Consider the following 12,315-nt stretch of genomic DNA (forward strand, 5'->3'; position numbering starts at 1 on the left):
ATGATCGGTGCAGCTCTGATTGAGCTGACTTGCCTTGCTGATTGTCGCGGCCAGTTTTACCCTGCCTGCATTTTTGAGTGTACCGCTTCTCCGCTTTGTGCCTCGGGCGCTTTTGGCATAAAGCGAGCCAGACGCCGTGTGATGCTATCGATATAGGACAGGATCATGGGCACGACGATCAAGGTCAGAATGGTGGAGCTGATAAGGCCGCCGATCACCGCATGCGCCATCGGAGCGCGTTGAGCGCCACCGCCGTCGACCGCCATACCGAGCGGGATCATGCCGAAGATCATCGCTAGCGTGGTCATGACGATCGGCCGGAAGCGGATGGCACCGGCGCTGATCAGGGCGTCGTTGAGCGAAAGACCACGCTGGCGCTCTTTGTTGGCAAAGTCGACCAACAGGATGCCGTTCTTGGTTACCAGGCCCATCAGCATGATAAAACCGATCAGTGAGAACATGTTGATTGTGCTGCCGGCAACCATGAGGCCGAACAGAACTCCGATCAGCGACAGGGGCAGTGCCGCCATGATGGCGAGAGGCTGCGAAAAACTGCCGAATTGCGAGGCGAGCACGATGTAGATGAAGATCACCGCCATGGCGAGCGCCGTGACCATATGGCCCATAGTCTCCTGCATGTTCTCGGATTCACCGCCGAAGCGGATGCGATAGCCATCGGGCAGATCGCGATTGGCGATCAGCATTTGCAGTTCGCTCGTCACATCTCCGAGTGTCCGGCCGGAGACATCGGCGGAGACCAGCACTTCGCGCCGCATGTCGAAGCGGCGGATTTCGGAAGCGGCCGGGACCGCACGAATACTGGCGACCTGGTCGAGACGCACCATGATGGGCGACCCGCTTGCATCGGTACGGCCAGTCGTGATCATCAATTCGCTGATCGCAACCGTGTCGGATCGCTGCTCGGGTGGCAGCCGAACGATGACATCGTAGGTTTCCCCGCGCGTGTCGGTCCAGCTGCTCACTTCCTCACCGCCTATGAGAGGCGAGAGCGAGGCGGCAAGATCGGATCTGGCAATGCCAAGGTCACTTGCCGCCTCGCGCTTCAGGCGCACCGAAAGGATGGAGGTCACTTCCCTGGCGCTCGAATTTACATCCACCATCCCGGGGATCTTGCGCATGTCGTCTGCGAGATCGAAGGCGATTTTTTCAAGAACGGTCCGGTCGTCTCCAAGGACGCTTAACTGGATCGGGCTGTCGCCACCGCCGAGCCCTTCCTGCACAATGGCGATCTCGACGCCCGGGATGACGGACAGGCGCTCGCGGATCGGATTGGCGAGCATAACCGGCGTTCTTTTGCGCTGATCGATCGACACCAGCCTGACCAGCACGGCGGCACGATGTTTTCCGACGGAATTGCCAGTATTGATCGTCGAATAAATCGTCGCGATTTCTGGGAATTCTCGCAGGGCGTTTTCGACCTGCCGGACTTTCGTCGCTGTATAGTCCAGCGAGGAGTCGACAGGCGTCGTTACATTGATCTGGAAGCGACCCTCATCGGCATTCGGCACGAATTCTGTGCCAACCAGCGGAACCATGAACAGGCTGCTGATGAAAATGCCGACCGTGACCAGCAGTGTGGCGAGCCTATGGCGCAGCGTCCAGCCGATCACAAGCCGATATCGATCCGCAAGCGCTTCGAAGCCGTAATCGAAGCGGGCGATCAGGCGACCGACCGGTCCGCGCTTGGCATCAGGATGCGCATCCGGATCGTACCAAACACTTGATAGCATCGGGTCGAGCGTAAAGGCGACAAAGAGCGAGATGAGCACGGCCGCCGCCACCGTCACGCCGAATTCGTAGAAGAAGCGGCCGACAATGCCTTCCATGAAGGCGACAGGCAGGAAAACCGCGACGATGGTTGCCGTCGTTGCAATCACTGCAAGGCCGATCTCGTTCGTGCCGTCGAGCGCTGCCTGAAGGTGCGACTTGCCCATGTGAAGATGGCGGGCGATGTTTTCGCGCACCACTATTGCGTCATCCACCAGGATGCCGATCGACAGGGTCAATGCCAGCAGGCTCAGCGTGTTGAGCGTGAAGCCGAGGAAACTGATGACGGCGAGCGTTCCAAGCATGGCGATCGGAAACGTCAGGCCGGTAATGACGGTGCTGCGCCAGGAATTGAGAAACAGGAAGACGATGGCGACGGCGAGTGCTGCACCTTCGATCAGCGTCGCCTGCACTTGGCTGACCGACTCCTCGATAGCCATCGAGGCATCGGTGACGACACGCAGTTGGACCTTCTCGGAGGCCAGTTCGGCACTGAGCTGTTCCAGGAGCCTTCGTACATCAGCGACGACCTGCACAGTGTTGGCGTCTTGCACCTTGACGATATCGATCGCAAGCGCCGTTTCGCCATTGTAGAATGCGAGGCTTTCAGCATCAGCCGCACCATCGGAAACGGTAGCAACATCGCGGAGATAAAGCGGCCCACCACCGCGCCGAGCGACGATCATGTCAAGTAGGTCTTCGGGCTGATCGATACGGCCCTGTACCTGTATTGTGCGTTCAGAGAAATCGCTGATGACGCTTCCTGCCGGGCTGTTCTGGTTGCCGGTGCGCAGGGCGTTGATTACCTCGTTGATGCCGACGCCAAGGGCGCGCATACGGGTATCGTCTATGTTGATGTCGATCTGCCGTTTCTGGCCGCCGACCAGTGTTGCCTGGCCAACACCGGAGATGGTGGTCAATTGACGAATGACGCGCTGATCGGCAATCGTCGTGAGGGCAGGGACGTTCAATGACGTGGAACTGATGGCGACGGAAAGAATGGGCTGATCCGACGGATTGAAGCGTGACACGATCGGTTTGTCGACGTCATCGGGGAAGTCAGCTTCGATCGCGGCGACCTTGTCGCGCACATCCTGTGCCGCAGCCGCCCCCTGGGTTTCGAGCTTGAATTTGGCCGTGATCACGGAACGTCCCTCATACGAGGTCGACGTGATCTCATCAAGGCCGCTGATGGCATTCAGTGCATCCTCGACCGGGCGCGTGACCTCCGTTTCCACTGTCTCCGGCGTTGCGCCCGGATAAGTCGTCATCACGACGACATTCGGGACATCGACATTCGGATATTGATCCAGCCCCAATCGCTGGAAGGAAAAAATGCCCATCACCAGCAGCGCCACCATCATCATGGTGGTGAAGACGGGATGCGTGACGGAGATGCGCGTCAGAAACATGTCAACCTGCCGTGGTAACGTTTACGGCAACGTCGGGCCGCAGTTTGGGGAGAGGGGCGGTGACGATTGTGTCGCCCTCGTTGAGGCCGGCGGTAATCTCAAGCAGACTGCCACCGTTCCAAGCCGGTCCCACGGTCACAGGCTGGCGCTGAAGATGACCGTTCTGCAGCTTGAGCACATAGTCGCCGCTGTCGTCCTTGCGCAGTGATGTTGCCGGGACCACGAGGGCGTCGGCCTTCTCACGGACAAGGATCGAGCCGGTCGCAAACATCCCGCCCCAAAGCCGGCCACCATGGTTTGGGAGCCGAAGGTAGACCGGGACGAAGCGCGTACCGCTGTCGGCAACCGGATTGATCCGGGCGACCGTGCCTCGAATTGTCTGGCCGTCCATTCCGTCGATCTGCAATTCGGCGACCTGATCGACTCCCACACGCGCTATCTCTCGCGTCGAGACAAGAACCCTTGCCTCAAGAACGGAAGTGTCGACCACTGTCAGGAGCTCGGCGTCGGCGCTGACGCGTGAACCCGCCTCGACCGCCCGGCTTGCAACGATGCCATCAAAGGGAGCGAGGACTTCCGCGTCACGCAAGGCGACGCGGGCGATGTCCACCTGCGCCGAAAGACTTTGAACCTTTGACGTGTTCGCCGCGACATCGCTCTTTGCCTTGTCAAGTTGCTCCTTCGAGACGACGCCTTTCGCCGCAAGTTGCTCCATCCTGTTCAGAGCCTGCATCGCCAGCACCAGTTCAGCTTCCGCGGCATCACGATCACTCTCGCGCTGCAGCAGCGTCGATTGCAGGTCGTCTGTCTCCAAACGCACCAGCACTTCCCCGGCTTTTACAGCCTGTCCATCGCGCGCACTGAGATCGAGGACCTCTCCTCCGGCTTTCGCACGCATCGTTGCACGATTGACCGGTTGGAGTTCGCCGCTGACGCGCAGCCGCTCTACCATCGAGGTGGCCTCAATGCTTGCCACTTCAGCATGCGTCAGCTCGAGCGGTCGGCTGACCTGGCTTGCAGATGCCGCCTCCACTATCCCCTTAAGGCGCTCGTTCGCATCGACCGTTCCTTTAGCGGGATCGAGATACATGAAGGCAAGAGTGCAGCCGCCAAGGACGACCCCGGCCTTGGCCAATCTCACGGTCCATTTAGTTGCCATCACGAACATCCTTCTCGGTCGAACTCAACATGACCGCCGGCAGGCGGCCTCGTCGCACATCCGGCGACTTGGTTGTTCCCATCGCTAGGCTTCTACAATTGCAGCAACATTACCTGAGCGCGTCTGAGTGTCCGCAATGTTGCCGCAACTTTGGCAGTAGAAAAGGAATGCATGAAAGGGCGTTGGGCATGAGACTTCTGTTGATCGAAGATGAGAAGGAACTTGCGGACGCGTTGTCGGCGGCGCTGGGCAAGCAAGGCATCGTCACCGACCACACGATGAGCCTTGCAGACGCCTGCGAGTTGACGCGCCAGAACACTTACGATGCGATCCTCCTGGACCGGCGCCTGCCTGATGGTGAGGGGCTGACCTTCATTCCGAAGCTGAGGCGGGCGGGGGTCGAGACGCCGATCATTGTGCTCACGGCGAGAAACGAGCCGATAGAGCGGATCGAAGGTCTGGACGGAGGCGCTGACGATTACCTCGGCAAACCGTTCCTGATCGAAGAGTTGATGGCACGATTGCGTGCTGTGCTCAGGCGGCCAGTCAATCTGGTGGAACCACAGATCACGGTCGGGCGAATAGTCATCGATCCTTTGCACCTGAATGTGACCATTGACTCCACTCCACTTGAACTTCCTCGACGTGAGCTTTTGGTGCTCCTTGCGCTTGCCAAGCGCAAGGACAAGACCGTTCTTCGATCGACGCTTGAGGCGGCGGTCTATAATTACGAGGAAGAAATCCAGTCGAACGCGCTCGACGCGCATATCTCCCGGCTGCGCAAGCGCCTCCTGGATGCTTCGGCGGGGGTCACCGTTCATGCCATCCGCGGCGTCGGATATCTTCTGAAGGAGGAATGATGGCCTCGGAGACCGACTCGAACCCATCCCTCTGGTGGAAACTGAGCTGGCAGCTCAGCTTTGTCTTCGTTGCTGTCGTGGCCGCAGTGATCGTCGGTCTTTGCGTCTATGGCGCTATGATCCTGTCGCCGACTGTCGGGTTACAGGACAAGTTGACCGTCGCCCTCAATGAGGCGCTCACGCGTGATGCAAAAGGGCAGCTTGTTGTCACGGCGAGCCCGGCTCTACGCGCATTCAAGTCAGAAAATGACAGGCTCTGGTTTGTGGTTGCGACGCCTGAAGGGGTGACGACCTCATATGGTGCGGTGCCGGCGCCTTACGCCGAAATGTCGCGTTACGTTCGGCTGATGAAAGATGCCGATATACGCGGGGCTACGGATATCGATGAGGTTGCCTCGATCGACAGCATCCAGACCACGCTCGGTGAGGTCAGAGTCATGTATGGCGGAAACACAAGCAAAAGTGCGACGTTTCTGACCATGCTGACGAAGACCTATCCTATCTACTTTCCGCTGCTGGCGATCGCGCTGCCCGCCGTATTCCTCACCGTTCCCCGCGTCGTTCGTCGTGCGCTCGCCGGCCTGAATTCCGTGGTCCGAAAGGCACCGGATATCGACCCTCGGCGCGCCGGATCGCGGCTTCCGGTCGAAGAAGTGCCCCAGGAAGTTGTCCCGCTGATCGTCGCCTTCAACAGCATTCTTGGGCGTCTTGGAGAGCAGTTCCAGTCGAGACAGCGCTTTCTGATCGATGCGGCACACGAACTCAGAACCCCAATCGCTATCATGCAGACACGCATCGAAGGCATGTCGGAGGGACAGGATCGGCGGCGGTTGATGGCCGATGTCGCGCGTTTGGGCGAGACGGCCGAACAGCTTCTCGATTTCGAGCGCAGCGATCAGGCGACCGACCTGCATGAGACGGTCGATCTCGTCGAAATCGCGCGCAAGGTCGTGGCTGACCTCGCGCCGCTTGCGATTGCGGCAGGTTATGAGATTTCCTTTGAGAGCGAGGTGGACAAACTCGAGCGGGATGGCAGCCCATCTGCGTTGCCGCGCGCGATCAGCAATCTGGTGCGCAATGCGATCGACCACGGCGGAAACACCGGCACAATCTCGGTCTCCGTCTCGGGAGAGGGCCAGATTGCGGTTTCCGATGAAGGACCCGGGATACCGGCAGATCAACGAGAGCAGGTCTTCGAGCCATTTTACCGCGTTACGCCGCGAAGCAAAGGTGCTGGCCTCGGTTTAAGCCTTGTCAAGCAGATCGTCTCCAATCACCGAGGCCGGGTCACGATCGATAGCGCTTCAACCGGAACCACCTTCAAGGTCCACTTCTGAACATGGTTCTTTGGTGTCGGGCAAAATGAAGATATAATTAGGCTACGGGCTCCTGCGCCGGAACCCGATTTCATTATTCTCACAAGCTTCGCCTCAGCGGCTTCTCAAGGTGTCCAGACTGTTCGGGTTTATGCCGCCACCACGCGGGGCAGACTGACGCCTGTTGCCAATCGCTTTTCCGATCATCTTTCGCTCACGACCAACTACGCCTTCTTCAACTCATCCCTGCCGCCCAATCGCCGCGTCGACCAAATCGAATGGCCGAAGGAAGCCCGACCCTCGCTATCTTTCATCACTGTGAGCGACACCCTGTAATGTTACCGCAATGCTTCGCTCGCACTGTCCCGCGCATAGTGATCCTGGCGGAAGGTCGAATAACGTGCACAGCAATAAAATATCTGAATCTAACCTGTTGCGTTTCTGGTGACATGGTGATGCATCGCTTGAGCTTTGCAGGGGTTAGCCTGCCAGTTATTTTGATCATCTCCGGCTGCACATCCGTTCCCTTGAAAGAGGGCGGAACGCTGACGTCTTACAATCAACTCAGTCCCGCCAAGGGCAACTTCACCAAGTCGCGGACTTTCGTGGACGGCCAGGGTCTGGCAACCGTCAAGACCGTCGCGATCGTGCCGGCCACTTTTTCATTCAATGCCTCTTCACGCATCAAGACAGCGCAGGACCGCTCCCTCGTGACGAACGCTCTGGACCGCGCCGTCTGTGTCGCGCTCAGCGACAAGTTTCAACTGGTTCCTGCCGGTCAATCGGCGGACCTGACTGTTCGAACTGTTGTTTCCGACATCGTCCCGACCAACAAGACCATGGCCGGTGTTTCGACGGCCGTTTCACTCGGAACCAGCCTCGCTCTGCCGGTCGGCATTCCGCGTCTACCGGCAGGCCTCGGCGGCTTGGCGGTCGAAGCCGAGGCGATCGACCCCACTGGCGCCCAACGTGCCGCGGTCGTTTGGTCGAAAGGTGCCAATTCGATCACCAACAATGCGCGCGTCTCGGAAGTTGGTGACGCCTACAGCCTTGCGGCGAATTTCGGGAAATACTTTTCACGGATGCTTGTGACCGGCAAGGAACCGAAGGGATTGGACATCTCTCTACCTTCCGGGCAACGCATGCAGTCGGCGCTCGGGGGTAAACCGAAGTATGCAGCCTGCGATGCGTTCGGCCGATCACCCGGCCTCGCCGGCATGGTGGCGGACAAGTTCGGCGCACCCCCGCAATGGACCGACAAACAGCCGAAAGCTGCACCGTAAAAATCAGACCATCATCCCGAATCTACCCTGAGGACCCCATCTCGAACCCTGCCTGGCGTAGATTGACGATTGGGTCCTCCAGCAATCGGCCCGGGTCCCGTCGGGTCGGTAAGACGGGCCGAGTAACGGCCGAACCCCAGGCACGGCTTCGTCCGTCTCCAAATCGGGGGCACTTTCGTCTCTGTAATGTTGCGGCAATCCTTCGCTCACAGTGTGTGCTGGTGCTGCAAGTCGGCGGGTGATGTTTCAACGCAATTGGAGGGAAGGACAATATGAAATCCGATCGAATTTCTGGCCATTGCGTGGCCGCCGCCGGTTTCTTGTCGGCGGCGGCAAACGCCAAGCGCATTCAGATCCTTCAGAATCTGGTTGAGCGTGAGTTCTCCGTGAATGAACTGGCAGACCGTATCGGCCTTAGCCAGTCAGCGCTTTCGCAGCATCTTTCAAAGCTGCGCAAAAAGCATCTCATCGAAGGCCGGCGTGAAGCACAGACGATTTATTACTCAAGCTCAGCCCCTTCCGTGAAAAAGCTTCTGGCCACCCTCGAGGAGATCTGCCTGAAACCCGAGAGCGGCTCGACAAAGGCACAGGGAAATTCCCTTGAGCCAAACACCAATTGACACCCCGTCCTCGCGCTCCGTTCAGTCGATCCAGTTTTCTGCGACAGTCGTGATGGGCAAGGACGATGTGTATTCGTACACCACAACAGGAGTTAGACAGTGAACCATTGCAAAAAACGCTTTCCCCAAGCGCAACAGCACAAAAGCGCGCGGCGAGCCCTGCGCCTCACCGCATTGACGGCGACGCTGGGGGCCTTCCCGATTGCGGCCTTTGCCGCAGATCTTGAAACCGACGATGCTGTGATGGTTCCTCCACAACAGTTCGATACTTCGCGGTATGGCGATTTTCGCGACAAGCTGCATGACTGGAAAGTCACCATCGGCGCGGGCGCAATCTATATGCCGGAGTACGAGGGTTCTGATAAGTTCGATGTCAACCCGCTTCCAATCTTCTCGGCTGTGTTCGGTGACCGCGTGAGTGTCGATATCACCGGGGTCACTGTCGACCTCTACGAACGGGACGGGTTTCGTGTCGGCGTAAAGGGCGGTTATGAGCTTGGCCGAAAGGAAGACGATTCCGACTATCTGAGGGGCCTCGGCGACATCGACGCAGGTGGTGTCATTGGCGGTATCGTCAGCTACGAGCGCGGACCATTCGAGGTTTACGGAACGCTCGACAAGACGATCGGCGGCAGTGACGGCCTAACGGGCACCTTGGGAGCCAAAGCCTCCTACAAGTACGAACGTTTCATTTTCGCGGCTGACGCCTCTGGTACCTGGGCCGACGACAAACACATGGAATCTTACTTCGGCATCACATCTGCTCAATCGGCCAGCTCCGGCTTGGCGCAATATGATGCGAAGGCCGGGGTAAAGCGCGTGGATGTGAAAGGTTCGATCACTTACATGATGACCGAGAACTGGTTGGTGACAGGCGCAGCTGGCGCCGGCTTCCTATTGGGTGATGCGAAGGATAGCCCGATCGTCAAGGATGATGTGCAGCCTTTCGCAATGCTGGGGGTCGCCTACCGATTCTAACTCCCAATGACAAGCCATCGCGGCAGCTGCATAGGCAATCGCGATGGTTGGTATCCGCTGATACAACGGCAACCAATAAACACTAAGTGTCGGTCCACAAAGAAGTTGAATGATATGAATCGTTTGTGATTCCATGCAGTTGAATTGATTCGATGAGGGCATGGACGCGATGTGGACGAAGGCTAACCGAGGGAAATACAATCGAGATTGTCTGCGCTATCCGAGCGATTTGACGGATGCGGAATGGGCGCTGGCTGAACCCTTGATTCCGCCTGCCAAGCACGGCGGTCGCAGGCGTGAGGTCGATGTCCGGGAGGTTCTCAACGGCCTGCTTTATGTTCTCAGCACGGGTTGCCAATGGCGGGCAGTGCCGAAGGACCTGCCGCCGAAGAGCACGCTGTTCAGCTATTTCGACCTGTGGAACTGGGACGGCACGCTCGGCCGCATTCATGAGGAACTCTACGTGAAATGCCGTGAGGCGATGGGCCGCGAGGCCAGTCCGACGGCGGCAATCATGGACAGCCAGAGCGTCAAAGGCGCTGAAAAAGGGGGCGCTGCATTGACCCGGGCGGGTATGATGCGGGGAAAAAGATCAAAGGCAAGAAACGCCATATCCTTGTCGATACGGTAGGCCTTCTGCTGCATGCGCTGGTTCATCCGGCCGACATCCAGGACCGCGACGGTGGCGTGCTGGTTCTGAAGACGCTGTTCGGGCGCTATCCGTTCTTGAAGAAACTGTTCGCCGATGGTGGCTATCAGGGGCCTGTCTTCGCCAAGGGACAAAAGAAGGCAATGCCAGGACTTGCGACCGCGATCGTCAAGCGCTCCGACACCGCCAAGGGTTTTGAGGTTCTGCCGAGGCGCTGGGTGGTCGAACGGACGTTCGCATGGCTGGGTCGATGCCGCAGGCTGGCCAAGGATTTCGAAAATCTGTCGCGCAACGCGCTCGCCTTCCTCAAGCTGGCGTCTATCCGCCTCATGCTGCGAAGGCTCTGTTCAAAATGAATAACTTTCCGGACCGACTCTAAATAAAAGCTGTCATCATGCCGTGGAGGCGGCTGCGCAGTGCGAGATTATCTGGACGCGAAGCCGGATTTTGAGTTGACGAGGACAAAGAGACTTAAGGTTACTGGGTCCGCAATCTCAGACGAGACTAAGGCACGTATTCAGGACCTCAGGCTGCCGCCAACCTCGGTATGGCGACCTCTGCCAATCGCAGGAATCGTTGGTTGCGTGCCCCCGCAACCAACGAGGCTTGCAAATTCTGCCAAGCAAGTCGTTTAACAGAAAGCTCCTCCGCGTAGGCGTCGAGGAGCTTTTTTTGCTTCTGCTCCGTGTCAAGCTCGCCGGCTTCGAGCCGTGCAAGATAATCGTGGTCCTTCAGGAGCTTGAGGCGCGATACCAATTTGCATTTTCACGCCGGATCTCCAAAAGGTTGGTCGTTTCTGCCCTCATGGTCCAGTGCCTGCTGCGCGATGAAGGCGCGGAACGCCGGCCACTGTTGCGGCCAGTCCTTCGTCGTCACTCGATGCTTTCATTCTCGTGAAAGCGATTGAGCATATCTTCCGTTGCTGCGGCATGCTGCATCCGAATGATCGCTTCGGCGAGTTGCAAATCCTGGCGCCGTATGGCGTCGATCAACATGCGTTTTTCCCGAGCCAGTCCCCGCTGTCTTCCCTCGCCATAGCCGAAGCGGCGGCGAAACGCGCCGATAAGCTCCCAGCCGCGCAGAAACATGCGAAGCGCTTCGAAGTTGCCGCCGATTTCGACGATTTTCGCATGAAATTCGCGATTGAGCGCCAGCCCTGTTTCAAAATCCTCGCGTTCGATCGCTTCCTCGAAGGCGGTAGCAATCGCCTCGAGCGCGTCTATTTTTTCGAGCGTCATCATCCTGATGCCCCGCTTGAGAGCAAAAACGCGCAGTTCCGCGTTGATCTCGAACAGGTCTTCGACGAAATGCCGATCCAGTTGCCTGACGGTGGCTCCGCGATTGGGTTCGATCTCAATCAACCCTTCGCCTTCGAGTTTCCTCAGCGCTTCGCGCAGAGGCATGGGGCTGAAGCCGAACTGGTTAGAAAGTTCCGCGACCTTGAGCCTTTCGCCGGGGCCATACTGCCCGGACAGGATTGCTTGCCGGATCATCCCCGTTGCCTGTTCAACCGAGGTCAAGGACAGATCCTCGGCGGCGTTCTGCTCGCGGCCTCCGTTCAATTTCCCCCGACGCGCCTGAATTGCCATGGATCTCTCTCCCGGATACCTAACCGTGGCGGCGCGGGCTTCTGCTCTGCCGCATTCCCAATAATCTGCTTGCTTTCAAGCACATGTCCGAAATCGCCGCGAGCCGTCAAGCCATGACCACGGCTCGAAAAGCGATGCGGCATTTGCCTGAGTTCAGGATGCGGAAGGCCGCCTCTGAACCATCGCAGCATGCTCGGCTTCGATAACGACGAGGTTATCCTGATTAATCAGTTCCGTCTTCTCGATCACGATGCCGTGGCCGTTTTTGCTTTCGCGCTTGCTGTCGAAGACGACCCGGACGCGCAGCGTGTCTCCCGGAAATATAGCTGCCCGGAATTTCACCTTATCCCAGCCGAGCGAGGCGACTGATGTGTTTTCATAGAGCTTCAGCTCGGTTTTAAGCCCCTCGATGAGGGAAAGCCCGAACAGGCCGTGGGCAATGGGCCGTCCGAAAGCGGTCTGCCTGCAATAGTCCTCGTCGGTATGGAGCGGGTGCTGGTCCCTGGTGACCTTCCCGAAAATCAGAATATCCTCCCTCGTCACAGTATGGGTGTCGCTGGTGATTTCATCGCCGATGACCACATCTTCATAATAGAGATCGACGAATGCTTCTCTTGGTTTGGCTTGCATGGAGAACTCCGGAGTTTTCAAAGGTTTCTAA

At 58.2% G+C, this 12,315-nt stretch carries 11 protein-coding genes; 6 read left to right on the plus strand and 5 right to left on the minus strand.

Annotated elements, in window-relative coordinates:
* Positions 1–56: 56 nt before the first annotated feature.
* Together ACSQ3F_RS14710 and ACSQ3F_RS14715 are read right to left on the minus strand one after the other, a co-directional pair.
* A complete protein-coding gene (locus ACSQ3F_RS14710) occupies positions 57–3,200 on the minus strand; it encodes an efflux RND transporter permease subunit (RefSeq protein ID WP_436100898.1) in 3,144 nt (1,047 codons plus the stop codon).
* Between the two features lies 1 nt (position 3,201).
* The gene (locus ACSQ3F_RS14715; RefSeq protein WP_436100899.1) at positions 3,202–4,359 is read right to left on the minus strand and encodes an efflux RND transporter periplasmic adaptor subunit; all 1,158 of its coding nucleotides are present in this window, start codon (positions 4,357–4,359) and stop codon (positions 3,202–3,204) included.
* A gap of 188 nt (positions 4,360–4,547) precedes the next feature.
* On the opposite strand from ACSQ3F_RS14715, the gene ACSQ3F_RS14720 reads away from it, so the two are divergent.
* From ACSQ3F_RS14720 to ACSQ3F_RS14745, 6 genes are all read left to right on the plus strand, one after another.
* Positions 4,548–5,219, plus strand: coding sequence for a response regulator transcription factor (locus ACSQ3F_RS14720; RefSeq protein WP_436100900.1), 672 nt, complete (start codon positions 4,548–4,550; stop codon positions 5,217–5,219).
* Complete coding sequence (locus tag ACSQ3F_RS14725) at positions 5,219–6,556, plus strand: sensor histidine kinase (RefSeq protein ID WP_436100901.1); 1,338 nt, start codon at positions 5,219–5,221, stop codon at positions 6,554–6,556. Before ACSQ3F_RS14720 ends, ACSQ3F_RS14725 begins: the two co-directional genes overlap by 1 nt.
* A gap of 428 nt (positions 6,557–6,984) precedes the next feature.
* Positions 6,985–7,818, plus strand: a complete 834-nt coding sequence (locus ACSQ3F_RS14730; protein ID WP_436102157.1) for a DUF3313 domain-containing protein — start codon at positions 6,985–6,987, stop codon at positions 7,816–7,818.
* 272 nt (positions 7,819–8,090) lie between these two features.
* Positions 8,091–8,438 carry an ArsR/SmtB family transcription factor gene (locus ACSQ3F_RS14735; protein ID WP_436100902.1) on the plus strand — a complete coding sequence of 116 codons (348 nt, stop codon included), beginning with the start codon at positions 8,091–8,093 and terminating at the stop codon, positions 8,436–8,438.
* Between the two features lie 99 nt (positions 8,439–8,537).
* Entirely contained in the window at positions 8,538–9,416 is an 879-nt protein-coding gene (locus ACSQ3F_RS14740; protein ID WP_436100903.1) for a MipA/OmpV family protein, read from the plus strand.
* Positions 9,417–9,585: 169 nt separating this feature from the next.
* Positions 9,586–10,421, plus strand: a protein-coding gene (locus ACSQ3F_RS14745) for an IS5 family transposase (RefSeq protein WP_436101997.1) whose coding sequence is annotated in 2 segments (ribosomal slippage) — positions 9,586–9,997 and positions 9,997–10,421 — 837 coding nt in all. Because the reading frame shifts where the segments join, the coding sequence is not laid out codon by codon here.
* A gap of 169 nt (positions 10,422–10,590) precedes the next feature.
* Here the strand turns inward: ACSQ3F_RS14745 and ACSQ3F_RS14750 are convergent.
* The 3 genes from ACSQ3F_RS14750 to ACSQ3F_RS14760 all read right to left on the minus strand — a co-directional run bounded on the left by ACSQ3F_RS14750 (position 10,591) and on the right by ACSQ3F_RS14760 (position 12,284).
* A complete protein-coding gene (locus tag ACSQ3F_RS14750; RefSeq protein ID WP_436100904.1) occupies positions 10,591–10,821 on the minus strand; it encodes a hypothetical protein in 231 nt (76 codons plus the stop codon).
* A gap of 116 nt (positions 10,822–10,937) precedes the next feature.
* On the minus strand, positions 10,938–11,654 hold the full coding sequence (locus tag ACSQ3F_RS14755) for a GntR family transcriptional regulator (RefSeq protein ID WP_436100905.1): 717 nt from the start codon (positions 11,652–11,654) through the stop codon (positions 10,938–10,940).
* Between the two features lie 153 nt (positions 11,655–11,807).
* Positions 11,808–12,284 (minus strand): MaoC family dehydratase, encoded by a 477-nt coding sequence (locus tag ACSQ3F_RS14760; protein ID WP_436100906.1) that lies wholly within the window; start codon positions 12,282–12,284, stop codon positions 11,808–11,810.
* Positions 12,285–12,315 lie beyond the last annotated feature (31 nt).

It is taken from the genome of Pararhizobium sp. LjRoot238 (assembly GCF_964252955.1).
Classification (GTDB): domain Bacteria; phylum Pseudomonadota; class Alphaproteobacteria; order Rhizobiales; family Rhizobiaceae; genus Pararhizobium.

Coding starts and splice junctions, on each gene's coding strand:
- ACSQ3F_RS14710 (WP_436100898.1), bottom strand. CDS start 3,200: ATGTTTCTGACGCGCATCTCCGTCACGCATCCCGTCTTCACCACCATG.
- ACSQ3F_RS14715 (WP_436100899.1), bottom strand. CDS start 4,359: ATGGCAACTAAATGGACCGTGAGATTGGCCAAGGCCGGGGTCGTCCTT.
- ACSQ3F_RS14720 (WP_436100900.1), top strand. CDS start 4,548: ATGAGACTTCTGTTGATCGAAGATGAGAAGGAACTTGCGGACGCGTTG.
- ACSQ3F_RS14725 (WP_436100901.1), top strand. CDS start 5,219: ATGGCCTCGGAGACCGACTCGAACCCATCCCTCTGGTGGAAACTGAGC.
- ACSQ3F_RS14730 (WP_436102157.1), top strand. CDS start 6,985: ATGGTGATGCATCGCTTGAGCTTTGCAGGGGTTAGCCTGCCAGTTATT.
- ACSQ3F_RS14735 (WP_436100902.1), top strand. CDS start 8,091: ATGAAATCCGATCGAATTTCTGGCCATTGCGTGGCCGCCGCCGGTTTC.
- ACSQ3F_RS14755 (WP_436100905.1), bottom strand. CDS start 11,654: ATGGCAATTCAGGCGCGTCGGGGGAAATTGAACGGAGGCCGCGAGCAG.
- ACSQ3F_RS14760 (WP_436100906.1), bottom strand. CDS start 12,284: ATGCAAGCCAAACCAAGAGAAGCATTCGTCGATCTCTATTATGAAGAT.